Source organism: Acinetobacter sp. AC1-2 (assembly GCF_016124155.1).
Lineage (GTDB): Bacteria > Pseudomonadota > Gammaproteobacteria > Pseudomonadales > Moraxellaceae > Acinetobacter > Acinetobacter calcoaceticus.
Window position 1 is genome coordinate 100,586 of sequence record NZ_JABFFO010000004.1, and the last position, 23,712, is coordinate 124,297.

At 39.8% G+C, this 23,712-nt stretch carries 23 protein-coding genes; 8 read left to right on the forward strand and 15 right to left on the reverse strand.

The window, feature by feature from the left end:
• Nucleotides 1–26 precede the first annotated feature (26 nt).
• The 5 genes from rng to HL290_RS13940 all read right to left on the reverse strand — a co-directional run bounded on the left by rng (nt 27) and on the right by HL290_RS13940 (nt 4,535).
• Nucleotides 27–1,481 carry a ribonuclease G gene (gene rng, locus HL290_RS13920; protein WP_005036381.1) on the reverse strand — a complete coding sequence of 485 codons (1,455 nt, stop codon included), beginning with the start codon at nt 1,479–1,481 and terminating at the stop codon, nt 27–29.
• Between the two features lie 113 nt (nt 1,482–1,594).
• Nucleotides 1,595–2,155 carry a Maf-like protein gene (locus HL290_RS13925; RefSeq protein ID WP_198496785.1) on the reverse strand — a complete coding sequence of 187 codons (561 nt, stop codon included), beginning with the start codon at nt 2,153–2,155 and terminating at the stop codon, nt 1,595–1,597.
• Nucleotides 2,143–2,634: a rod shape-determining protein MreD gene (mreD, locus tag HL290_RS13930; RefSeq protein ID WP_003655328.1), complete on the reverse strand. Its 492-nt coding sequence runs from the start codon at nt 2,632–2,634 to the stop codon at nt 2,143–2,145. Before mreD ends, HL290_RS13925 begins: the two co-directional genes overlap by 13 nt.
• On the reverse strand, nt 2,621–3,478 hold the full coding sequence (gene mreC / locus HL290_RS13935; protein ID WP_003655326.1) for a rod shape-determining protein MreC: 858 nt from the start codon (nt 3,476–3,478) through the stop codon (nt 2,621–2,623). Before mreC ends, mreD begins: the two co-directional genes overlap by 14 nt.
• Before the next feature lie 16 nt (nt 3,479–3,494).
• Nucleotides 3,495–4,535 (reverse strand): rod shape-determining protein, encoded by a 1,041-nt coding sequence (locus HL290_RS13940; RefSeq protein WP_003655325.1) that lies wholly within the window; start codon nt 4,533–4,535, stop codon nt 3,495–3,497.
• Nucleotides 4,536–4,668: 133 nt separating this feature from the next.
• Here HL290_RS13940 and gatC point away from each other — a divergent pair, with 133 nt between their 5' ends.
• The 5 genes from gatC (at nt 4,669) to HL290_RS13965 (ending at nt 9,311) form a co-directional block, all read left to right on the forward strand.
• Nucleotides 4,669–4,983 (forward strand): Asp-tRNA(Asn)/Glu-tRNA(Gln) amidotransferase subunit GatC, encoded by a 315-nt coding sequence (gatC, locus tag HL290_RS13945; protein WP_000107699.1) that lies wholly within the window; start codon nt 4,669–4,671, stop codon nt 4,981–4,983.
• A gap of 53 nt (nt 4,984–5,036) precedes the next feature.
• Nucleotides 5,037–6,515: an Asp-tRNA(Asn)/Glu-tRNA(Gln) amidotransferase subunit GatA gene (gatA, locus tag HL290_RS13950; RefSeq protein WP_198496786.1), complete on the forward strand. Its 1,479-nt coding sequence runs from the start codon at nt 5,037–5,039 to the stop codon at nt 6,513–6,515.
• Nucleotides 6,515–7,984, forward strand: a complete 1,470-nt coding sequence (gene gatB, locus HL290_RS13955) for an Asp-tRNA(Asn)/Glu-tRNA(Gln) amidotransferase subunit GatB (RefSeq protein ID WP_017392507.1) — start codon at nt 6,515–6,517, stop codon at nt 7,982–7,984. The genes gatA and gatB overlap by 1 nt, the downstream gene beginning before the upstream one ends.
• Nucleotides 7,985–8,096: 112 nt before the next feature.
• A complete protein-coding gene (locus HL290_RS13960) occupies nt 8,097–8,561 on the forward strand; it encodes a hypothetical protein (protein ID WP_198496787.1) in 465 nt (154 codons plus the stop codon).
• A 171-nt stretch (nt 8,562–8,732) separates the two neighbouring features.
• On the forward strand, nt 8,733–9,311 hold the full coding sequence (locus HL290_RS13965) for a DJ-1/PfpI family protein (RefSeq protein ID WP_198496788.1): 579 nt from the start codon (nt 8,733–8,735) through the stop codon (nt 9,309–9,311).
• Nucleotides 9,312–9,421: 110 nt separating this feature from the next.
• Here HL290_RS13965 and HL290_RS13970 read toward each other — a convergent pair whose 3' ends face one another.
• From HL290_RS13970 to HL290_RS13980, 3 genes are all read right to left on the reverse strand, one after another.
• The gene (locus tag HL290_RS13970) at nt 9,422–9,940 is read right to left on the reverse strand and encodes a hypothetical protein (RefSeq protein WP_005049977.1); all 519 of its coding nucleotides are present in this window, start codon (nt 9,938–9,940) and stop codon (nt 9,422–9,424) included.
• Nucleotides 9,941–10,050: 110 nt separating this feature from the next.
• The gene (locus tag HL290_RS13975; RefSeq protein ID WP_198496789.1) at nt 10,051–10,821 is read right to left on the reverse strand and encodes a hypothetical protein; all 771 of its coding nucleotides are present in this window, start codon (nt 10,819–10,821) and stop codon (nt 10,051–10,053) included.
• Nucleotides 10,822–10,860: 39 nt separating this feature from the next.
• Complete coding sequence (locus tag HL290_RS13980) at nt 10,861–11,925, reverse strand: DUF1176 domain-containing protein (protein WP_198496790.1); 1,065 nt, start codon at nt 11,923–11,925, stop codon at nt 10,861–10,863.
• Nucleotides 11,926–12,046: 121 nt separating this feature from the next.
• Between HL290_RS13980 and HL290_RS13985 the strand changes: the two genes are divergently transcribed.
• Nucleotides 12,047–12,796 carry a DUF4850 domain-containing protein gene (locus tag HL290_RS13985; RefSeq protein WP_198496791.1) on the forward strand — a complete coding sequence of 250 codons (750 nt, stop codon included), beginning with the start codon at nt 12,047–12,049 and terminating at the stop codon, nt 12,794–12,796.
• A gap of 39 nt (nt 12,797–12,835) precedes the next feature.
• Here the strand turns inward: HL290_RS13985 and sbmA are convergent, their stop codons facing one another.
• From sbmA to HL290_RS14015, 6 genes are all read right to left on the reverse strand, one after another.
• A complete protein-coding gene (sbmA, locus tag HL290_RS13990; protein WP_198496792.1) occupies nt 12,836–14,032 on the reverse strand; it encodes a peptide antibiotic transporter SbmA in 1,197 nt (398 codons plus the stop codon).
• Between the two features lie 237 nt (nt 14,033–14,269).
• Complete coding sequence (locus HL290_RS13995; protein ID WP_004639034.1) at nt 14,270–15,505, reverse strand: threonine ammonia-lyase; 1,236 nt, start codon at nt 15,503–15,505, stop codon at nt 14,270–14,272.
• A 204-nt stretch (nt 15,506–15,709) separates the two neighbouring features.
• Nucleotides 15,710–16,684 (reverse strand): patatin-like phospholipase family protein, encoded by a 975-nt coding sequence (locus tag HL290_RS14000; protein WP_003655311.1) that lies wholly within the window; start codon nt 16,682–16,684, stop codon nt 15,710–15,712.
• A 169-nt stretch (nt 16,685–16,853) separates the two neighbouring features.
• Entirely contained in the window at nt 16,854–18,329 is a 1,476-nt protein-coding gene (locus HL290_RS14005) for an alanine/glycine:cation symporter family protein (protein WP_004639031.1), read from the reverse strand.
• A 99-nt stretch (nt 18,330–18,428) separates the two neighbouring features.
• Entirely contained in the window at nt 18,429–18,569 is a 141-nt protein-coding gene (locus HL290_RS14010; protein WP_132071758.1) for a hypothetical protein, read from the reverse strand.
• A 184-nt stretch (nt 18,570–18,753) separates the two neighbouring features.
• Entirely contained in the window at nt 18,754–18,948 is a 195-nt protein-coding gene (locus tag HL290_RS14015) for a hypothetical protein (RefSeq protein WP_198496793.1), read from the reverse strand.
• 509 nt (nt 18,949–19,457) lie between these two features.
• Between HL290_RS14015 and HL290_RS14020 the strand changes: the two genes are divergently transcribed.
• Nucleotides 19,458–20,165, forward strand: a complete 708-nt coding sequence (locus HL290_RS14020) for a nitroreductase (RefSeq protein ID WP_004639026.1) — start codon at nt 19,458–19,460, stop codon at nt 20,163–20,165.
• A gap of 25 nt (nt 20,166–20,190) precedes the next feature.
• Here the strand turns inward: HL290_RS14020 and HL290_RS14025 are convergent, their stop codons facing one another.
• Nucleotides 20,191–21,405, reverse strand: coding sequence for a multidrug effflux MFS transporter (locus HL290_RS14025; RefSeq protein WP_198496794.1), 1,215 nt, complete (start codon nt 21,403–21,405; stop codon nt 20,191–20,193).
• A gap of 126 nt (nt 21,406–21,531) precedes the next feature.
• Between HL290_RS14025 and yccS the strand changes: the two genes are divergently transcribed.
• Entirely contained in the window at nt 21,532–23,706 is a 2,175-nt protein-coding gene (yccS, locus tag HL290_RS14030) for a YccS family putative transporter (RefSeq protein ID WP_151743390.1), read from the forward strand.
• Nucleotides 23,707–23,712 lie beyond the last annotated feature (6 nt).

Here is a 23,712-nt window from a genome sequence, read left to right on the forward strand (position 1 = left end):
GGATTAAGCGATATCTTGTTACAACTTTAACTTAAAATGATATCGTATTGCTCTTGCGTATATAAATTTTCGACCTGAAATTTAATGACACGGTTAATAAAATGCTCTAAATCAGCCACTGCGGGTGCTTCTGCTGTTAATAATCGGTCAATCACAGAAGGGTGAGCAACAACAGTAAAGCCACTCGTTGACTCAAATGCGCGGGTATATCGTAATATCTCACGAAATATTTCGTAACACACTGTCTCTGCTGTTTTGACAAAACCACGTCCTTGACACGTTGGACACGACTCACACAGCAAATGTTCTAACGATTCACGTGTTCGTTTACGCGTCATTTCGACCAGACCAAGTTCTGATACCTGAGTGATTTTGGTCTTGGCGTGATCGCGTTCAAGCATTTTTTCAAACTGACGCATCACCTCTTCACGGTGAGTTGCCTCTTGCATGTCAATAAAATCAATAATGAGAATACCACCCAAATTACGCAATCTAAGTTGACGTGCAATGACTTGTGTCGCTTCCATATTGGTTTTAAAAACGGTGTCTTCAAGACTACGACCGCCAACATATGAGCCAGTATTAACGTCAATTGTCGTCATGGCTTCAGTCTGGTCGATCATCAGATAGCCACCCGATTTCAAAGCAACACGTGTTTGAAGGGCTTTCTGAATATCTTCTTCAACGTTATAGAGATCAAATAGCGGTCGCTCACCCGGATAATGAATGAGTCGACTTTGCATATTCGGAACAAACTCTTCAACAAACTCAAGAAGCTTGGCATGAATTTCTCTCGAATCGACATAAATCTTTGCAGTCTCTTCGCTTGCTAAATCTCGAATAATACGTTGAGGTAATGGAAGCTCTTCAAAAATTAAGGAAGGAACTGCAACATCAATCTGCTTACGTTGGATGTATTCCCATAATTTACTCAGATAGCACATATCCCGTGCAATTTCTGCCTCATCCACACCTTCGGCAGCTGTACGTACAATCACGCTACCCGGCAGATTATGTTCAGATTGAATACTTTCGATAATATTGCGTAGTCGCTCTCGTTCTTCTTCAGACTCAATACGCTGCGATACACCAATATGGTTACCATATGGCATGAGAACCAGATAACGAGAAGGAATCGAGAGATCTGTACTCAGACGTGCCCCTTTCGTTCCTAACATATCTTTCATGACTTGAACGGTCAGGGTTTGACCGGGATGTAAGAGTTCAAAAACGTTTGGGGTGGGCTGTGAACGAGGCCAAACCATATCATTGATATGTAAAAAGGCGGTGCGAGATAAACCGATATCAACAAAAGCAGCTTGCATGCCCGGAAGCACTCGCACGACTTTACCCTTGTAAATATTGCCGACTAGACCGCGCTTGACTGTACGCTCGACATACAGCTCATTAACAGTTCCATTTTCGATTAATGCCACCCGACACTCCATAGGCGTGACATTAATAAGTAATTCTTCTGACATACATAAACTCAAAGCATTATAAAATTTTTATTAAAGAGTCAGAGAAGCTGTTAATTTTAACTTTGTCTAGTGTTCATCGACAATGCTATTCAATTAAGAATGATAACAACCCCTTATGTCTTTACTCTTTTTAATAACTGTGCAAATTCGTATAAAGGAAGTCCTACCACATTACTATAACTTCCTTGAATTTGGGGAATATATTGAGAAGCAATCCCTTGAATTGCATATCCACCGGCCTTCCCAACAGGCTCTCCTGTGGTCCAATAATCTTCCATATCTTGCGTAGTCAGATGTTGGAACTCAACTTGTGTCTGTACAACCTGACTCAACATTTGTTGTTGAGTAGCAACACATATTCCAGAAAACACGTCATGCCAACGCCCAGATAATTGTTTCCATATGTCAAAAGCATGGCTTTTCGATTCAGGCTTACCAATTATTTGGCCATCCAGCCCTAGACTTGTATCAGCAGCAATAACAATTGCTTCTGGAAAATTTTTTAATACAGTTTGCGCTTTTTCTCTAGCTAAACGTTCAACATACTGATGAACGAGTTCATTCTCATGAACAGATTCGTCAATATCAGGGCTATAGATTTCAAAATCCAAACCCAGTTGTTGCAACAACTCCTTCCGACGAGGAGAGCTAGATGCTAAAACTATATTCGCCATTTTGCCAAACAATAATAGACGATTGGCCAAGTGATGATACTTGTCATTAATGGTTGCCAGTGTCTAGCAATCGAAAAATGAATTCCACCCATGGTCTGGGTTACCCACATAAACGCTAAATGAGCAATAATGACCAGAGTTGCAATCGTCCATAAATTACCAAAGGTTAAGATACGGCGTTCACGAATTAAAAAACGAGTAAGAAAAGTCATAATTACAAAACTTAGGGCATTGAGGCCCAAAGGTGCATCAAGCAATAAGTCTGTAAAAATCCCCATTCCAAATGCAAACCAGACCCCACACCACGTTGGCTGACATACCACCCAAAACAGCATAATCATCAACATGAATAATGGGCGCCAACCTGAAATATCGTAGGACAGCGGGTAAACCATGAGCACAGAACCCACGATAACGGAGATAATAATCCCCCATAATGGATCTTTGCGCTTTTCTCGTTTCAGTTTAGCGATTGGCATATGGCTGCTCCTTTGCTAATGAATCCGAAAAAAGTACAACTACATGGTGTCCTGTTGCTAATTGCGCTGCTGGTGTTACATCAATTTCCGCAAACTCACCTGAGTTATGACGTTTGATTTTGGCAACTGTACCTACTGCGTACCCTGCTGGGAAATGTTCGCCCAAACCTGAGCTAAACACTTTATCGCCCACTTGAATATTCGCACTAGTCGGCACATATTCCATTTTCAAACGACCCAAATCACCTGTACCAGAAACAATCGCCCGCATTCCAGTGCGTTCAAGACGTACCGAAAGTGAATGTTCTTTATCTGATAACAACATTACACGTGAGCTATGAGGGTATACATTAATGATCTGCCCCATAATCCCCTTATCATCCAGAACCGTTTGACCGACCTTTAAATGGTCCATAGAGCCACGGTTAACAATGATGATATGACGCAATGGGTCTGCATCTGTCCCAATCACTTCTGCAATCTCCATACGTCCATCAATAATTAATGGAGTATCAAGAAGACCTCGCAAACGGGTGTTTTCAGCAGATAGTTCAGAAAGCTTCTGTAAGCGGACTTGAGCTTGTAAAAGCTCAGCCTGCATCGCAGTATTTTCACGACGCAGTTGTGCTTCAGATTTTGTTTGTTGATTCAGCCATTCTCTTGACAGTACTGGATAACTGGCCAATGCATAAATTGGGTTATATGCAGCGTACAAGACATCCCTTGCTGGCTGAATCACATACGGCATGCGCCAATCAAAAAATAGCACAACCAAGCATGTAATGACCGCAATAACGAACGAGCGGAAAGATGGCGGCTGTCTTGAAAAAATATTCGGTTGCACCGCCTAATCCTTAAACTTAACCAACAAAAAGCATGTCATGGTTCGGATTGTCAAAGAATTCCAATACTTTACCACCACCACGGGTAACACAAGTAAGAGGATCTTCAGCAACCATAACTGGTAAACCAGTTTCTTGAGCTAACAATTTATCGAGGTTACGAAGTAACGCACCACCGCCTGTCAACACAATACCGCGCTCGGCAATATCAGAAGAAAGCTCTGGAGGAGTTTGCTCAAGTGCTGATTTCACTGCGCTTACAATGTTTTGTAACGGATCCGAGATTGCTTGAGTAATTTCGTCAGAAGTTACAGTAATCGCACGAGGTACACCTTCTGCAAGGTTACGCCCACGTACTTCGATTTCTAATGTTGTACCATCAGAAACAGCCATACCTACTTCTTTTTTAATAATTTCTGCTGTGGTTTCACCAATTACACAACCGTGAGCTTTACGAACATAATTGATAATTTGCTCATCAAAAACATCACCACCGATGCGTAATGAGTCAGCATAGACACAACCTTGCAATGAAATAATTGCAATTTCTGTTGTACCACCACCAACATCCACAACCATAGAACCACACGCCTGTTCAACTGGCATGCCTGCGCCAATTGCAGCAGCCATAGGCTCTTCAATAAGACGAACATCACGTGCACCAGCATTAAATACAGCTTCACGAATCGCACGACGCTCGACCAAAGTTGATTTACATGGTACACATACAACCACACGAGGTGCAGGTGGGAACAAACGTTTTTCGTGAACTTTACCAATAAACTGATTTAACATGGTTTCAGTCACTTCAAAATCCGCAATTACACCGTCTTTCATTGGACGAATTGCAGAAATATTCGCAGGTGTACGGCCTAACATTTGTTTCGCGTCCAGCCCTACTGCAGCAACAATTTTTTGTGAACCACTGTGACGAATTGCCACAACTGTTGGTTCATTTAATATAATGCCGCGGCCTGGTGCATAAATAAGTGTATTTGCTGTACCTAAATCAATGGCTAGATCCGGCGAAAACAAGCCAATTAGTCGTTTTAGAATCACGGTTCGTTCTCAGTTAAACTTTCATGTGGATGCAAGGTGGCAACTTTAAACTAAATGTGATGATTTGAACAAGTCAATCGCTTATTATAACGCACGATATTTTGAAAATTTTTAATACTGATTAGGTGATGTTATGTCTACATCGGATGCACAGCATTCAGCAGATTTAAATGCACAAACAGTTTCAGCAATCGCCAATCTTGCTCGATTGTCGCTCAATGATACGCAATCTGCTGAATATGCTCAAAGTCTAAATAAAATTTTAGGCATGATGGAAACCTTAAAAGGCATTGATACTGAAGGCGTAGAACCTTTAAAGAGTCCTTTTGATAATCCTCAACCTTTACGTGCTGATGTGGTAACTGAAAGCAATCATCGAGATGAGTACCAAGCAGTTGCACCCGCAACTCAAGATGGTTTGTATCTTGTTCCTCGCGTGATTGAATAACTTTTACTCAATTAACCCATCTTCCCTATTTTGAATGTAAAGAAATTTTACTCATGACTGATTTACATCGCTTATCAATTCGTGAACTTGCTGAGGGCTTAAGCCAAGCGAAGTTTTCATCTCGCGAACTGACTGAACATTATTTGCAACGTATTGCTAAAATCGACTCACAAGTTAAAAGCTACGTGACGGTTACACCTGAACAAGCGCTTGCAGAAGCAGACGCTGCCGATGCTGCATTAAAAGCAGGTAATGCAACTGCTCTAACGGGTATTCCTCTTGCTCATAAAGATATCTTTTGTACCAAAGGTATTAAAACAACTGCTGGTTCAAAAATTCTAGACAACTTCATCTCTCCTTACGATGCAACTGTTGTGGAAAAAACTAAAGCTGCTGGTCTAGTCACTTTAGGTAAAGTGAACATGGACGAGTTTGCAATGGGCTCAACTTCTGAAAGCTCGTATGTTGGTGCAACCAGCAACCCATGGGCACTTGATCATGTTCCTGGTGGTTCATCTGGTGGCTCTGCTGCGGCTGTAGCGGCTGATTTAGCGCCTTTTGCTACTGGTACTGATACTGGTGGTTCAATTCGCCAACCTGCCTCTTTCTGTGGCTTAACAGGCTTAAAACCAACATATGGCCGTGTGTCTCGTTTCGGTATTATTGCCTATGCATCATCTTTAGACCAAGCAGGTCCAATGGCACGTTCTGCTGAAGACTGTGCTTACCTCATGAATGTAATTGCAGGTCACGATGCGAAAGACTCAACTTCTGTTAAAAAAGAAGTCGATGACTACGTGGCAAACTTAAGCAATACATCTCTAAAAGGCTTACGCATTGGTATTCCTAAACAGTACTTCAACGTGGTTGGCCTAGATGCTGACGTAAAAGCTCGTGTTAAAGAGTCTTTGAAAAAGCTTGAAGAAATGGGTGCAACACTTGTTGAGATTGATCTCAATATGACTGAAGCTTATGTACCAACGTATTACCTCATCGCGCCAGCAGAGGCATCTTCTAATTTGTCTCGTTATGATGGTGTTCGTTACGGCCACCGCTGTGAAAACCCAGCTGACTTAATGGATCTTTACAAGCGTTCACGTTCAGAAGGTTTTGGTCCAGAAGTTCAACGTCGTATCTTAATTGGTACCTATGCGCTTTCTGCGGGTTATTACGATGCTTACTATGTGAAAGCACAAAAAGTACGTCGTTTAATTCAACAAGACTTCTTAAAAGCATTTGAAAATGTGGATGTGATCGCTGCACCGTCTGCACCAACGACTGCTTATAAAATTGGTGCAAACTTAAGTCCAACTGAAATGTATTTAGGCGATATCTATACACTTGCAGTGAACTTAGCAGGCTTACCAGCGATTAATGCTCCTGTTGGTTTTGACAAAGACAGCTTGCCTGTCGGCTTACAATTGATTGGCAACTACTGGTCAGAATCACAATTGCTGTCAATTGTTCATCAATACCAACAAAACACTGACTGGCATACCAAACGTGCAGCAATTGCTGAGGAGAATGCATAATGGCTGAAGCTCAAAAGTTGAAATTGATTGACGGTTGGGAAGTCGTTATTGGTATCGAGATTCACACTCAGCTTGCAACCAATTCTAAAATTTTCTCTGGTTCATCGACTGAATTTGGTCAAGACCCGAATACACAAGCAAGCCTTGTAGACTTGGCAATGCCAGGTGTTTTACCTGTTCTCAATGAAAAAGTGGTTGATCTTGCGATTCGCTTTGGCTTGGGTATTGATGCCTACATCGATCAAGCATCTGTATTTGCTCGTAAAAACTACTTCTACCCTGACTCGCCAAAAGGCTACCAGATCAGCCAGATGGACAATCCAATTGTCGGCTTAGGCCACATTGATATCCAACTTGAAGATGGCACGACTAAACGTATTGGTGTAACTCGTGCTCACCTTGAAGAAGATGCAGGTAAATCTATTCATGACCAATTTGAAGGCATGTCTGGCATTGACTTAAACCGTGCTGGTACACCGTTGCTTGAAATCGTGTCTGAACCAGATATGCGTTCAGTTGAAGAAGCTGTGGCATATATCAAATCAATTCATACACTTGTGCGTTGGTTAGGTATTTCCGACGGTAACATGGCTGAAGGTTCATTCCGTGCAGACTGTAACGTGTCTTTACGTCGTCCAGGACAGCCATTTGGTACACGCTGTGAGTTAAAAAACCTCAACTCATTCCGTTTCATCGAGCAAGCGATCAATGTTGAAATTGAACGCCAAATGGAAATTTTGGAATACGGCGGAAGCATCGACCAAGAAACACGTTTGTTCGATCCAAACAAAATGGAAACGCGTTCAATGCGTTCTAAAGAAGAAGCGAATGACTACCGCTACTTCCCAGATCCAGACTTGTTACCAGTGATTATTGCAGATGAGCAAATTGAAGCTGCTCGTGCTGCGCTTCCAGAGCTACCTGCTGCACGCCGTGCACGCTTTATCGCAGACTTTGGTGTAACTGAGTACGATGCACATGTACTTACGCTCTCACGCGAAATGGCAGACTTCTATGAGGCTGTTGTGGCTGCTGCGGGCGGTGCTGCCCAAGGTAAAGTATCTGCAAACTGGGTGATGGGCGAATTCTCAGGCGCGTTAAACAAAGCAAACCTAGATTTGGCTGACTCTCCTGTTTCTGCTGAACAGCTTGGCGGCATGATTGCACGTATTATTGACAACACTATTAGCGGTAAGATTGCGAAACAAGTCTTTGGCTTTATGTGGGAATCAGAAGGTAAATCTGCCGATGACATTATTGCGGAAAAAGGCTTAAAGCAAGAAACTGACACTGGGGCAATTGAAGCAATCATTAAAGAAGTGCTTGCAGCCAATGAAAAAATGGTTGAAGAATACAAGTCTGGTAAGGAAAAAGCCTTTAACGGTCTTGTAGGTCAAGTCATGAAAGCATCTAAGGGTAAAGCCAACCCTGCTCAAGTAAATGAATTAATGAAAAAATTGATTGGTTAAACTGATCTCACTTCAAAAGAAAACCCGCTTTAGAGCGGGTTTTTATCTATTTTATAAACTTAATGAATCCACAATAAATTTTTAAGCTAAAACTATACTCAACAGGTTAACCATGACAAATAGATTACTTATTACGACTTCTTTATTGTTAATAAACTCGACAATTTTTGCTCAAGCTGCTCAAGTTCCAAAGAGCGAGGTAGCACCTATTTTTAAAGCAGCAGGCTTTGCAAAAACAAAACATGTGTGGGAAGGCAATTGTGATATCGGTGAAATTATCATTTATAAAGATTTGAATAGTGATGGGCGTAAAGATGCCGTCATTCAAGATAGTAGCAGTATGTGTTATGGCAATACGGGTGTTGGCTACTATATCGTTTCACAGCAAAAAGACGGGAAATGGAAACAATTATTTAGTAACTCTGGCATACCCACCTTTTTGAAAACCAAAGGTAAAGATGGCTGGCCTGATATTGACAATGGAGGCCCAGGTTTTTGTTTTGCTATTTATCGATGGAATGGTCAAGAATACGTCGTAAACCGTTATGAATATCAGGGTAAAGCTTGCCAGTTATAAGAAAAGACCTAAGGAAGTTTAAGCAGTCTCGATTTATCGGGGCTTTTTTAGATCACTTATGAAATATCCTTCAACTAAAGAATGCACTTTTTTCTAAAAAATGACACAGTGACTGTGCTAATTTAAATTAAGAATTTAGATAACTTAATATTTTAAAAAGAGAGATAAATCATGTCTAAAAAGATTTTAATGTTAGTCGGTGACTATGCTGAAGACTATGAAACGATGGTTCCATTTCAGTTCTTAACTGGTTTAGGTTATACCGTGCATGCTGTTTGCCCAAATAAAAAGAACGGCGACCATATTGCTACTGCTATTCATGACTTTGAAGGTGACCAAACCTATAGCGAAAAACGTGGACACAACTTTGCCATTAACTATGATTTTGAGGCGGTTAATACTGAAGACTATGTAGGCTTAGTCATTCCGGGTGGTCGTGCACCAGAATATTTACGCATGAATGAACGTGTTATCGAAATTGTGCGTGAGTTCGATAGAGTGAAAAAACCAATTGCAGCGGTATGTCACGGCGCTCAGTTACTTGCTGCGGCAGATGTACTAAAAGACCGCTTGTGTTCTGCTTACCCTGCATGTGCTGCCGAAGTAAAATTAGCTGGGGGACAATATGTAGATATTGCTGTGACCGAAGCTGTTACAGATGGACATTTGGTGACTGCACCAGCTTGGCCTGCACATCCTGCTTGGTTAGCTCAGTTTGTGAAAGTTTTAGGTGCGACGATTAGTATTTAAGCAGGCCTTGCCATTAAAGCCATTAAAAATAAAACCTGCTATTAGTTATAGACCAATTTCATCTAATAGCAGGTTACATTCATTTATTTGAGAAACAGAAAACTAAATTACTATCTCGTGATTCCCAACTTATTCCAAATCTCTGGCGTTAAAAACGTCGTTACTAGTTTATTTAAATCGATATAGCGTAATGTACCCTGCAACTGCTGTTTAACTGCTGGGTCTTTAACAATATCTTCACCCGCGCTTTGACCTAACTGCTGAAAAGCCTCTCCAACAGCCTTAACGCCTTCCGCTTGAATCACAGCTTTGGTTTGGGTAGAACATTGCTCTACGATTATACGTTGTAAAACCTGTGCCAGTTTTTGGTCTAACTGATCTTTTTGCTCAGGTGTTACATTACTAAATGCTTTTAAGTCTGGATGGGCAGCTAACGCCGTAAATGTCCATTGAAGTACAGTGGTCTTGTCTGAAGTGGTTGTGGCCTTAACTAAACAGTCACTCAACTGATCGACCGTTGGGCCAGCCATCGCAATTTGTGTTGTACCTAGTACAGCAACAGCCATACAAACTGAACGGCTCAAATGTGAAAACTTACGGCGGGCAATCGCATAAACATGACGTGACATAGGTCTAGCTCCAATAAACAATCTGTTCTTTGTATCACAGAGCGAGTGGTGTTACCTGTTATGACTCTGTAAATCGTCTACTTCTTCAAATTTATCAACTGATTTAATCCTTAACCCATTCCGGCATAATTCCATGTTTCAGGAATGCTCGGTTGTTCTGGTGCTTTATTTAAGTCAATATTTAAGTTTCTACTGCCCTTATATGATTTCTCACCTGAATCTGATGCAGGTGATACACCTAAACTATAACGATAGCGAAATTGCCACAATAACGGTTTGATTGGACGAATATCCAGACTTAAAGAATCCTCATCATGACAATTCCCTTTGGAACTTTCATAGTCTTGCTCAGAAAAACAGGCTCTGATCATCCGACTAAAACTAAATGGATAATTTTTAATAAAGGGACGTTCATTGCCTGATTCCTGTAACTCATAAAAGCTAGCCCGTTCAATATTTGCACCACCTCCTGAATACATTTCAGAAAACTGATCAATTATTGCAATTGCATAACGCTGTTGAGTGAGTGGAAAAAGCTTGGGAAATATATATTGTTTATGAAGATCATCTTCGCTTGCTATTGTCACAATATTCCATTTCCTGACCAATTTAAAACCAGTAGATGTAGGTTTAAACTGTGCGATATCATTACGACTCGATAATATCCATAAATTCTGGTCTGGAGTTTTTAGGCTACGCCATTGCACGCCTTGCAGACATAAATCTCTTATTTGCTCACATAGTTGTTTCTGTTCAGTTTGGGGCAATTGATCTTTTTTAAACTCTAAAATATCTAAAGGTGCAGCAAAAGCAGGATTGGCAAAACAAGCAAACATTCCAGCTACAACCAAGAAAGCTATCTCTATTTTCCTTTTAATCATTTATTCTTTTCCTAAAAATATTTTTAGTCGAACACTAAGCTATTTGACAATAGACTCAATTTTATCAAGCTCCCACACGCCCCCTGCTGCCAAGCCTTTGCACATGCCTGTCCACATATCCTTCGTATGTACAAATTTTTGACCATCCCACACCCATTCCTCAGTCGCCCAGCAATCTCCAACACCTCTTCCCTTTTGAGCACTACTAATAATGCCACTATCAAAATCCGATGCTGTCTCAGTTACAAATGTTGCTTTACCAGTCAAAGGTTCATCAAGTACCCAAGCGCCATACCCTTCGTTATAAGCACCTCTCCAACATAGAGTGGTCGCCAGAACTTTCTTATTGGTCAGTTTATACAACTCGATTTTTTGTGGTTCAGCTCCATCACTACTACCATAGATTCCTTCACAAAATCCTTCTTCTTTTGGGTTCGTTTGAGCTGACATTAAACTATGATAAACAGATTGATACGACTTACTTTTTGGTTGCAACGTCAAATATGGCTTAGCCGCTGTTTTGACATGCTTTACAATTAATTTGGGTTGGGCTGCCAACACTTTTGATTCATTAGCCGGCCCTTTTTTGACTAAAGCACCAACAGTTCCGATACGTTTCTGAAAATCATCCATTTTTAGCAACACAGCAGTCATTCCTGCATCGGAAATGGTCCATTCATGCTGCGCATTTTTAAATATAATTTCAGTTTTCTGCTTTGACTGCTGGAGTAAAGCGTTGATCTGTGAGTTATTCAGTTTCCCCATTAATGGCAGGTCGACACCCTCCACAGTGACAGTGCCTAAATCTTTGCCATTCACATAAAAGTGGATATTTTTAAGCTGACTTGCAGGCAAGCTTTGCTCATAGTCTGATAAAGCAAATTCAGCCTGTACAGGTTGCTTGGGACCCGCTTTACCCACTAATAGCAGCGACGCTGGATTATCGCCATTTTCTTCATTTTGATACCCTGCGGCCTTACATGCTCCCGTATTACTGCAAGAGATTTCCCAGTCTTGATGTGAAAATGAAATACCTTTTATGTCTTGAGCAAAACCATAAGAACTAATGACCGATAAACAGCAGATTGAAAGCATTTTTTTCATTTTTCATGTCTCTATAGATCTGTTTTATTATTAAGTCAAAACAGTATAAAATTTTGGGTTACCGTCTAGTTTAAAAGAATATGCTAGATTGATATAAAATTTAAATGATTACTTTTTAAAAATGAAAAAACTATATTTTTTACTATGTGTCGCGTTAGTGAGTGCAGCTTCAGTTACACATGCCGAAGTAAAAAGCTTTACTCCTCATTTCCCAAAGTTTTATAGCTCTGCTGCAACCCGAAAAGCAGATAACCAGTTCTACGCTCTCGGAGAAGCAAAATTTTTAAACGGCATTACGGTCCCATTTTATGGTGTTACTGCACTGAGCCCAACAGATGATGGTTTGCTTAAAGATTTTGAAAAATGCACACTAAAAAATTGCCGCTTTAATTTTAAGCTTGATGCTCAACATGCCAAGCAGCTTAAGCTTCTGGCATTACCTGAAACAGGGTTAGTGCTTGTGCCTAGAAATTGGCAAGATGTGCAAGCAAATGCAGGTGCCAACGGTAGTGGTTTTGCTCTAATAATGAGTCCAGATCAAAAACAAGCGATAGAACTTTATGACTCTTCATTTTGTGTTGGATGTGGATTGCCAAATGCAACGCTCTACTTTCCTGAACTGTTAAAAGAAAGTATTGAAAATGAGTTTGGTGGATATAAAGACCCTAAAAAACTGATCAATATTGTTCATCCCTCTAAGAAAATAGCTTTTTTTAGTTATCAAATTCCCCAAATCAATAATAAAACACATGGTATTGCGAAATATTACGACGAAGACACGTTTAACTATAAAGAGATTCAAGTGACCTTAGATAAATCGCAACAGTCTTTGGTTGGGCCTATTCTCAATTTTTATAACGCAACTCATTAAAACAAAACTCATAAAAAAACCCGCTTTCGCGGGCTTTTTTTACTTATGTAATATCGATTCAAAAGCTTTTAAACGCTTATAAATTGAAAGTAGTTCAATAATTGTTTTCCATGAACTAATTAAATATTGGAAAGATTCACGAACCTTATCGAATACACCACCAATTTGGTTAATTAAACCTAAAGTCATTTTTCCACTTGCAATAGCAGGGAACAAAACAACCAGACTATATAAAATATCTAACTGCTTATACCATGTAGCGACCAAGTTAAAGTAAGCATAATGAAAATAGAGTCGGAAGTAGTTTTTACGGACTCTAGTAAAAAGCTCTTTTAAAGTAGCTGGTCTTGCACGATCTGCATGGTCTTCGCCATAAACGAGTTCTTTACGGTACGCTGCTTCTACTTTCTGATTATTAAATTGCAGTCCTGGTAATTTAATACCTACTACCATTAATAAAACTGTACCAAAAGCTGCCCATACAATTGCGGCCCATACTAAGGAATGTTCTAGTTCACCAACGATGGGTAAAACAGGAACATGTTTAGACAATTGAAATAAAATAGGTAAAAACGCAATTAAAATCATGACAGCTTTTACCAGCTCAACACCTAAATCTTCCATAATCGTTGCAAAACGCATGGTGTCTTCTTGCACACGCTGTGAAGCACCTTCAACATGACGTAGCTTTTCCCAATGCTCTGTATAGTATTCATTCATTGCCGTACGCCAACGAAATACATAATGGCTTGTGAAAAAAGCATTAATCACGGCTAGAGTCACTGCAACCATTGCAATATAAAGAAAAACTAGGGTTTCACTATATAATGCCGAGAGGTCACCACCTCCGTCAGAAAGCATTTTTTGAATTAAATCCCAAAATGGTACATACCAAGCATTAATCGCAACACTGACCTGAACTCCAAACCAGATATTAAACAAAATAAATGCCGACCCCCATATAGACCAACTCTGCCATGGGTTGTTCGATATAATTTTCCAAAAGCCGGCAAAGAGTGCTGTAGAAACTAAAAACCAAACGTAAAACCATAAGAAAGTTGGAGACCAAAAACGGCTAACACCAACAGGTAGTTGTGCGTCATGGTAGCCCTTAGCAAACCCGATAAAAGTTCCCCATGTGTTTCCACCTGAGTACCAGAGCACCATATTTAATGCGATCCAAATAACCGCAGATATAAAGAAATATCGTGGTGATGGAAAAAATGATTTGAACATTAAGCGCGGATATCCTTATATTTCTTCAAATTTACAATGAGGAGAATACTAAAACCTAAACCTTAAAATTGTGAAGGATAAAGTTTAGAGAATTGTCAGTTTTTCTCGTTTCATTGAAGGATTTGATCGTTTTTTTGTAAATTCATCCCTTTTGAGCAATTTAATCCATTTAAATTGCGTTGCATATGACCCTTAATAGAGCCATATACGGCTTTTATAACACAGCAATATCAGAGATTAAATCTCTTCTTTACGAACAATATAACCTTCCAATTGCATTGCCTGAATGAGCAAATCTAGGTCTGAGGCGCTTTTAAGCTCAACGTCAACACTCACGGCACTTTCTTTTGCACGGCTTGTTGCCGCAAAGCGCTCATGGCGTAGTTCATAAATATTACCGCCTTGCTCAGCAATAATTGCGGTTAAACGAGCTAAAGCACCCGGATTATCTGGTAATTCAACACGAATACGAACCATACGCCCTGTACGCGTTAAATGACGTTGTAATACTGAAACCATAACGCGTGTATCAATATTGCCACCAGACAGCACTACACCTAATTTATGGCCTAAAAATAGATCTGGACGAGACATAATCGCAGCAATACCAGTCGCACCAGCCCCTTCACATACTGTTTTCTCAATATTAAGTAAGAGTGCAATTGCCTCTTCAATCATGTCTTCAGTGACAACCACAATATCGTCGACATATTCTTTAGCAACTTGGGTTGTAAGCTCACCCGGAGTTTTTACCGCAATACCTTCTGCAACTGTAGAGCCCATTGAAACGGCATGCTGATAATTGCACAGTAGTTTTGCCATACTTGGGTATACAACTGATTGCACCCCAATAATTTTAATCTTTGGATTTATGGCTTTGGCAGCAATCGCAATACCTGAAATTAGGCCGCCCCCTCCAATTGGCACAACTAAAATGTCTAGGTCAGGTACAGCTGCAAGCATTTCAAGCGCAATGGTTCCTTGACCTGCAATAATTTCTGCATCATCAAATGGATGGATAATCGTTAAAGATTCTTCTTGTGCAACGCGGTGCATTTCAGCAGCAGCTTCAGAAAAATCATGTCCATGTAAAATCACTCGTGCCCCATATTCACGCACTCGCTGTACTTTTACATTAGGTGTAGATTTCGGCATCACGATGGTCGCTGTTACCCCTGTGCGCTGAGCATGATACGCTACGCCTTGCGCATGATTGCCTGCCGAAGCTGCAATAACACCATGTTGTTTTTCTTGGTCAGATAAACACAACAGTTTATTCAGTGCCCCACGCTCTTTAAAAGAAGCTGTAAATTGTAAGTTTTCAAATTTCAGCCACATTTCAGCCCCTAAGGTTTTAGAAATGGTTTCTGAGAAAACAAAAGGAGTTTTTACGACTAAACCTTCCAAACGCTCTGCGGCAGCATGAACATCATCTAATGTTGGAAACCCATTTTTAACCTGTTGCTGTATCATTTATCTAGTCAGCCTCAATACATTACAAATCAATTATTTTTTAAAAATGACATCAATATTTTATATTGGTCATCAGAGTTTTCAGCATATCCAACATGTACCTAATATACAAAAATTTTTATTCCAAAAATTAAGGATTTAAACTCGCATAAAAAAAAGCCCTGCTGAGGCTTTTTATTTAATTTTCAAAAGATTAACGTTAAATTATTGGGTTTGTGCGCTCAAACCATCCGTAGATAGATTTTGTTCAGCTATTTTTTCATCAATTGCAAATTGAATATCAGAAAGTTTTGCATTAGCTGCATCTATACCGGATTTCATAGTAGCTTCACGGCCTTTCACATCAAAAATATGGGCTTTTTCTCTTAAATCTGGTTGAATAACAACATCCGCATATTGTAATTCCTCTGCTGCTAGACGACCTTGCATAATATTAATATTCTGGTTAAACAGCCCCCAGACATTCGAGGTTTCTGTATAAATAGGCTGAGCTAAAATATCAACGGCAATAATGACATCAGCACCTAAATCGCGTGCGACTTCAACAGGTACAGGGCTCACTAAACCACCATCGACATATTCAGATTTACCGATTTTAGTCGGTACAAACATGCTTGGAATTGAAGCCGAGGCTCTTACGGCTTGCCCAGTATTACCATAGTTAAACACAGTTTTAGTGCCATGCTTTAATTCGGTTGCAACCACATACATTGGGATTTTCATTTTTTCGAGTGGCATGTTGTTTACTTGCTCGTTAACGTAGTTTTCTACTTTTTTGCCATCAAAAAAACCTTTTAGCCCGATACTAATATCACGCACATCGCCAGCTTTCATTTTTAATGCAGTATCACGTAATTCAGAAGGACTTTTACCACTTGCATAAAGTGCTCCAACAATACTACCGGCACTGGTACCTACAATAAAATCTGGTCGAATACCATGTTGTTCCAAAACCTCAATGACGCCTATATGAGCATAACCTCGTGCTCCACCGCTACCCAATACGAGCGCAACAACTGGACGTTTTTGCTGTTTTTTAATTCGTGCAAATGGCTGATCGACAGAGCGAGCATAAGCCTCCGCTGTTTGCGGTTTTAGAGCAGCAGACAAGTGTGTAGTGGTCTGGCATCCTGCCAACACCATAGAGAGTCCGAGAACCCACAATTTAAGCTGTTTCATGGCCTATCTTCGCACTATGAGGTTTAAGTTCGGATTGCAATTTTAGTTGCTAGTCTTGTGAAAAGCTGTATCGAATTTATTTAATTTGTCATGTTTAAAATTTAGACTCAAGTATTTTATCTATCCCCCTATGAAAAAGGCCCCTTATTTATAAGAGGCCTTTTTTAACTTACCAGATATCTGAATCAACTTTCTTTTTCAATTCCGGATACTTATCAATTTTAAACTCAGGCTCTTTAATGCCTTTTTTCAATTGTTCACGGTAATCTTTCAACAATGTGCGCGCCATCGGCGTTAACAGTAAGATTGCAATCAAGTTAATGGTTGCCATGATACCCATAAACAAGTCAGCCATAGACCAAACGAGTGGAACACTACCAATTGCACCGAAGTACACCATCACCAATACAAAAATACGGAAGATGAACATGACTTTCGGATTGTTATTAATAAACTGTACATTACCTTCTGCATAGGCATAGTTACCTAGTACAGCTGAATAACAGAATAAGAATAATAGAACTGCAAGGAAGTCCGATCCCCAATGTCCAACTTGAGTTTCTAAGGCACGTTGTGTTAATTCAACACCAACAAAACCTGCATCTTGGTAAACGCCAGAAACCAAAATAATGATTGCAGTACTTGTACATACAATGAAAGTATCTACAAATACACCGAGCATTTGTACCAAACCTTGGTTTACAGGATGTTTTACATCAGATGCAGCCGCTGCGTTTGGTGCAGAACCCATACCAGCTTCGTTAGAGAATAAACCACGCTTAATCCCTTGCATCATTGCCATTGACACTGCCGCACCAAAGAAACCACCTGCTGCAGAATTAAAATTGAAAGCTTCAGTCACAATCAGCTTTAAAATATCAGGCAAAATTGCATAGTTACTGATTGCAATATATAGAGCAACAGATAGATAAAGACCTGCTTTTAAAGGTACAAACATCTCTGCAAATTTAGCGATACGCTTAATACCACCAAAAATTGCCAATGCCACTAAAACTACAAGAGCAAGGCCAACCCATGAAATTTCTAGATCAACGCCACCTAAATGAGCAATAAAATTAGCTTTGTCCCAACCCCAAGCATGTGATGATGCATTAGCAATCGCATTGATTTGAACTGAGTTGAATACGAAACCATAGGTAAAGATCAATGCAAGTGCGAAGACCACACCAAAGGTTTTACTACGTAAACCTTGAGTAATATAGTAGGCTGGTCCACCGCGGAACTGTTTAGTCTTACTATCTCGAACTTTAAATAGTTGAGCAAGCGTAGACTCAATAAAAGCAGAGCTCATACCAAGAACAGCTGTTACCCACATCCAGAACACTGCACCAGGGCCACCAATTGCGATGGCAATTGCTACACCAGCAATATTACCTACCCCAACACGGCTCGCAAGGCCAGTTACAAACGCCTGAAAAGGTGTAAGACCATGCTCATCTTCGCCTTCGGTACGACTGCTTTTCATCACTCGGATACTTTGCAAGAACATGCGAATTTGCACTGCTCCTGTTAAGACCGTATAAAAAACGCCTACAGCCAGCAAGAAAATAACCAAAAAGTCCCATAAAGGGTCATTAAAAAATTTTACCCACGACATCAGTGTGGCATTGAGTTGTTCATTCATACTCGGTCCGCTTACGTTCCTTGCTAATGTGCTAAAAGCACATGCCAAAATACTGCAATAAACAAAAAAGCCCCTAGAAACCGGGACTTTTCAGTAAATTCAAGAAAAAACTTTTAATGTCAATTGAATAGCAATTATCGTCACAAGTTTAAGCAACATCATGCCCAACACTAAGCCTTTGAAGGTTGCATGAGAGAAAGCGACCTTCAGACAAAATAATATCATTGCACTACTGAAAATTTCCGCTTTTGGAAAAACAGTATGCATCGACTCAGCTACAAACTTGGAAACTAACAAATGACCACCGCTAAATAAACTCGTCTAATGATTCCCATCAATCAAGCGAGTTATACAAAAACTGGATTTAAGCCAATAAGCATATTTACATATACTTTTGAGCAAATGTCTAAACTGGATATAAATTTCAAAGACTGTAACAAGCGATCGCCATAACGCGACTATCTGCGCCCTTTTCTCCATGATCAAAGAAGAGTGCGTTTATAAGCTGTTGTATTTTTTGTGGCCCAGTAGCTGCGTGAGTTACGTTCATTTTCATGGTTGCAATGGTAATCGCCAATCCTTGTTTCATGAACTGCTTGTTGATGAGTGGTAGACTCATGTAAAGCTCCTATATCTCGTGTATTTCTCCATTTCTGCACCTAAATCCTTTTGTAAAGGGATTTTGTTTGCAGCCACTATTTCCTAACGTGAGTATGGAGAAATCATACCTGCGTAAAAAAGTCGGTATTATGCAGAAATTTAAAGTTTTGTGTATATTTTTCATTAAAATTTTATATAAAAAATGGTCATATTTTATATAAAACTATCCGTTTTGTACTGTTTTTAAACATATTATACCTTTTTTTTCAATTGAATATTTTTCACCCACTCACTGTTATGCTTTTATTTTTATAACCGACAAAATCACACTATTTTGTCTATTTAAATCTAAAGTGGCATATTCGAATTATGATTAATCAGACAATATGTCTAAACTAATTAAATTATCATACCTGTAAGAATATCTCTTTTCTAATATTTTGTGCTTATAAATGAAGTACTTTCAAAACATGAAATTAAGCTTCAATAAAGTATGAAATATTTAAGAAAATGATATAGGAGTATCTCATGAATCTGGAACAAGTTCGTCTCGTTGATGAAGCTATCACTTCTCGACATTCTGTCCGCGCTTTTTTAAATACTCCAATTGAGTCAGGAGTTATTAAAGATATATTACAAGTCGCAAGTCGAGCACCTTCTGGAACTAATACTCAACCGTGGAAAGTGTATGTAGTAACAGGCAACAAGCGTAATGAAATGGTTGAACGTGTCTGTGCAGCACAAATCGAAGTTTCAAAAAACCCGGAACTTGCAGAACAATATAAAGAAACTTTTGCCTATTACCCTGAAAAATGGATATCCCCTTTTATTGACCGCCGCCGCGAAAATGGTTGGGGGCTCTATGGTCTACTCGAAATTAAAAAGGGCGAAAAAGAAAAAATGGCTGAACAACAGTTACGTAACTTTAAACTGTTTGATGCACCAGCTGGCCTTTTCTTTACAGTAAATAAAACCATGGGAATCGGGTCTAAAATGGATATCGCAATGATGATCCAAAACGTGATGGTTGCTGCCAAGGCACGAGGTTTAGATACATGCCCACAAGCAGCTTGGAACCATTTTCACCCTATTGTTTTAGATATCTTAGGTGCATCAGATGATGAAGAACTAGTTTGTGCAATTGCATTAGGTCATGCTGACCCTAATCACATTGTAAATACCTTCATTACACCTAGAGAACCTGTCGAAAATTTCACAGTTTTTCTAGACGAATAAGATCTAAGTCGCCATTCTTTTAAAACTATGAGAATGGCTTGGTTTCTACTTGTTGCACCGCTTTTAGAACGACAACGAACCCACTCAGCGTAAATAACACCATCATCACGCCCATGTTGAGCGATGCAGACCAAATGAGGAAGTTAAGCAGCACGCCCCCCAAGAGGCCACAAGCGAATTGCATACTTCCCATAATTGCACTGGCTGTTCCTGCACGGGCACCTTGTTTGGACATTGCCAGCGCCATTGCATTTGGTCCTGTTAAACCAATGCCTGAAATAGCTAAAAATAGCCCTAACATAACAAGCCATAAAGGCGCAGCAGGAATTAAACCCGCAATAAATACGATAATAGCTCCAGTCACTTGTACAAGTGAACCTGCCTTTAACCGTTTAGTGATCTCAACACGTGATGTTAAATGCTTATTTAAAGATGACATCAACATAATGCCAAAAGCATTTAGTCCAAAGGCATAAGCAAACTCTTGCTGATTAAGTCCGTATTGATCCATAAAAACTGCTGGTGCTGAGCTGATATAACAAAATAGCGCCGCCCCTGTTAAACAACCTGCAAACATAGGTAAGCGGAAACTCGCATCTTTGAAAATAGCCCCATAGAGGGTAACGACTTGATATGGTGACAGCTTGAGTCTTTTATCGATTGCCAAGGTCTCTTTAAAGAAGAAATGTACGCACAACCAACATATGACTCCCACGATTGAAAGCGCAATAAAAATCGCTTGCCACGGAAACCAAATTAAAATCCAAGCCCCGATCATCGGTGCCAAAATAGGTGCTAACCCCATTACAATCATCATGCTTGAAAAAGCTTGTGCCGAGCCTTGAACATCTAATTTATCGCGTATGGCTGCACGGGCCATAACCACACCAACACAGCCGCCTAAAGCTTGCAAAATACGAGCAGCAATCAAGCCCCATTCATTTGTAGCCAATACGCAAAATAAGCTTGCGACTGCATAAAGTGCGAGACCAAAATAAAGTGGTTTTTTTCTACCAATCCGGTCGCTTAGAGGACCATAAACCAATTGCCCAACAGCTAAACCAAAAAAGTAAGCTGGTAGTGTATTGGCCACCATTTGTGTACTTACCCCAAAATCATGCGCCATTTGTGGCAAAGCAGGTAAGTACATATCGATGGATAATGGCCCTAAAGCCGTAAGTAAAGCGAGCAACATAATCCAGCCAATAGAGTATTGACGCTGGGCTGTTTGTTCAGACATAACGATATTTCATTTTTCAATCATTTGCATACAGACAAGCTTACACTGTCTATCGTATGATTTGTGCAACATTGGTGTAGAAATACACAAATCCTTTATCCTCAGGTTGATCAGCAAGGACTTCCTTTGAAATCTTGGTTTAAACGCCTAAAAAGAGCGACTTATAACACAACATTTATGTATAACGTGCGAATGCTGATAGCCTTTTCAGGAACTGCTTTCGTGCCTTATTTTCTGGGCTATCAATTAGCAACAATTCCACTTACTTTGGGTGTGGTTGCAGCCGGTTTAAGCGATATTGATGATCGCTTTTCAGTACGAATCATGAACCTGATTTATACTTATATTGGGTTCTTCATTACCGCAGCTTCCGTACAATTACTTTTCCCCTACCCAATGGCTTTTGCTTTGGGATTGATTGCTTCGTGTATTGGCTGGATTTTACTGGGTTCATTAGGACGTCGTTACGCAACCATCTCTTATGGATGTTTGGTTGTTTCAGTCTATACCATGCTAGGTGTTCATCTCTTCGACCACTGGTATATTCAACCAGCCCTTTTAGTTGCAGGTGCTGCATGGTATGGCTTAATTGCAACTATTAGTTTTTTACTATTTCCGGTTCGACAACTACAAGACAAACTGGCTGCATCTTATGCATCCCTAGGTGATTTTCTATTTGCAAAATCAAATTTGTTTGATGTAGATATGACTGCTGCAAGCTATCAGCAAAGTATGATCGAACTGTCATTAGAAAACGGTAAGTTAATTACGATTTTTAATGACTTAAAAACAGCTTTATTGACTCGTTTAAAAGGCGACCGTGGGCAAAAAGATACACGCCGAAGCTTACATTATTATTTTGTCGCTCAAGACATTCATGAGCGTGCTGACTCTGCTCATATCGACTATCAAAAGTTAGCCAAAATTTTTCAGCATAGTGATATTTTATTTAGATTCCAACGGATTTTGGCAATCCAAGGCAAAGCTTGCCAAGAGTTAAATGAATGTATTTTGCAACGTAAACCTTATAACCATAATAAAAGGTTTAAACAAAGCTTTGAAAACCTACGCCTTTCTTTAGAGAAGCTAAGACACGATCAGCATTATGACCTTTTATGGGTAAATGCGCTTTTCGCTTTATACCAAAACTTAAAATCTATCGATTCCCAGTTACTCAACTTGGAAACTGAACAACACATTCAATCTGATAAAGTGAAACAAGCCGAAAACCAGCTTAAAGATGATGATTTACAAGGATGGAATGATATTGTCATCCGGATAAAACAAAATTTAACTCCAGAATCTGTGCTGTTCCGCCACGCGATTCGTGTATCGATTGTTTTATTTATTGGATATGTGCTCATCCAAATGACCCATATTGAATATGGCTACTGGATTATGCTTACAGCTCTATTTGTAAGCCAACCTAATTTTAACGCTACCAAGCGTCGCTTACGTCTACGAATTGTTGGAACATTAGTTGGGATTATTGTAGGTCTTGCGATTATCTTCTTAATTCCTTCAACCGAAGGGCAACTATTCATGTTGATATTAAGTGGAGTCCTGTTTTTTGAATTACGCAGTAAGCAATATGCGCAAGCAACCGCTTTTATCACAATTCTTGCACTAATTAACTTTAATCTGGACGGTTCAGCAATGGCTGCGGCCATTCCAAGATTTTTAGATACCTTAATTGGTTGTGCTTTAGCTTGGTTTGGCGTGACATTTATTTGGCCCGACTGGAAGTTCCGTCGTTTACCTCGCAACATCAGACGTTCATTACAAGCTCAATGTAATTATTTAGCTGAAGTTGTGAAACAGTATCATGAAGGCCGTAATCATGCGCTCAATTACCGAATTGTACGTCGAGCTGCACATAATACAGATGCTGAAGTTGCTTCACTTATTTCAACTTTAGCGACTGAACCAGACTTTGACCCAACTCGTAAATCCGATATTTTTGAATTTTTATGTTTAAACCATACATTTTTAAGTTATATCGCGGCACTTGGGGCACATCGAGAAAGCCTTCAGGATCAAGCTGTTCTTAAATTATTAGACCAAGCACTAGATGATATTCAAGGAGCTCTCTTAAGAGATGAGATGCCTGATCTTACAGCACAAAATATGCTCCAAACGATACGTCAGCGTCTAAGCCAAAATGACGAAAATGACCAAAAATCACTCATTATTTTACAGCAGCTCTCACTCATGCTTGGTGTGTTGAACCGATTTAGTATGTTAAAACAACGTCTAAGTCATGATCTTGATAATGATGCCAGTGAGCTTGCATCATTATAAATTTGC

Excerpts from the sequence above, each read along its gene's own strand:
- rng (WP_005036381.1), bottom strand. The coding sequence starts at position 1,481 with ATGTCAGAAGAATTACTTATTAATGTCACGCCTATGGAGTGTCGGGTG.
- HL290_RS13925 (WP_198496785.1), bottom strand. The coding sequence starts at position 2,155 with ATGGCGAATATAGTTTTAGCATCTAGCTCTCCTCGTCGGAAGGAGTTG.
- mreD (WP_003655328.1), bottom strand. The coding sequence starts at position 2,634 with ATGCCAATCGCTAAACTGAAACGAGAAAAGCGCAAAGATCCATTATGG.
- gatC (WP_000107699.1), top strand. The coding sequence starts at position 4,669 with ATGTCTACATCGGATGCACAGCATTCAGCAGATTTAAATGCACAAACA.
- gatA (WP_198496786.1), top strand. The coding sequence starts at position 5,037 with ATGACTGATTTACATCGCTTATCAATTCGTGAACTTGCTGAGGGCTTA.
- gatB (WP_017392507.1), top strand. The coding sequence starts at position 6,515 with ATGGCTGAAGCTCAAAAGTTGAAATTGATTGACGGTTGGGAAGTCGTT.
- HL290_RS13960 (WP_198496787.1), top strand. The coding sequence starts at position 8,097 with ATGACAAATAGATTACTTATTACGACTTCTTTATTGTTAATAAACTCG.
- HL290_RS13965 (WP_198496788.1), top strand. The coding sequence starts at position 8,733 with ATGTCTAAAAAGATTTTAATGTTAGTCGGTGACTATGCTGAAGACTAT.
- HL290_RS13970 (WP_005049977.1), bottom strand. The coding sequence starts at position 9,940 with ATGTCACGTCATGTTTATGCGATTGCCCGCCGTAAGTTTTCACATTTG.
- HL290_RS13975 (WP_198496789.1), bottom strand. The coding sequence starts at position 10,821 with ATGATTAAAAGGAAAATAGAGATAGCTTTCTTGGTTGTAGCTGGAATG.
- HL290_RS13980 (WP_198496790.1), bottom strand. The coding sequence starts at position 11,925 with ATGAAAAAAATGCTTTCAATCTGCTGTTTATCGGTCATTAGTTCTTAT.
- HL290_RS13985 (WP_198496791.1), top strand. The coding sequence starts at position 12,047 with ATGAAAAAACTATATTTTTTACTATGTGTCGCGTTAGTGAGTGCAGCT.
- sbmA (WP_198496792.1), bottom strand. The coding sequence starts at position 14,032 with ATGTTCAAATCATTTTTTCCATCACCACGATATTTCTTTATATCTGCG.
- HL290_RS13995 (WP_004639034.1), bottom strand. The coding sequence starts at position 15,505 with ATGATACAGCAACAGGTTAAAAATGGGTTTCCAACATTAGATGATGTT.
- HL290_RS14000 (WP_003655311.1), bottom strand. The coding sequence starts at position 16,684 with ATGAAACAGCTTAAATTGTGGGTTCTCGGACTCTCTATGGTGTTGGCA.
- HL290_RS14005 (WP_004639031.1), bottom strand. The coding sequence starts at position 18,329 with ATGAATGAACAACTCAATGCCACACTGATGTCGTGGGTAAAATTTTTT.
- HL290_RS14015 (WP_198496793.1), bottom strand. The coding sequence starts at position 18,948 with ATGAGTCTACCACTCATCAACAAGCAGTTCATGAAACAAGGATTGGCG.
- HL290_RS14020 (WP_004639026.1), top strand. The coding sequence starts at position 19,458 with ATGAATCTGGAACAAGTTCGTCTCGTTGATGAAGCTATCACTTCTCGA.
- HL290_RS14025 (WP_198496794.1), bottom strand. The coding sequence starts at position 21,405 with ATGTCTGAACAAACAGCCCAGCGTCAATACTCTATTGGCTGGATTATG.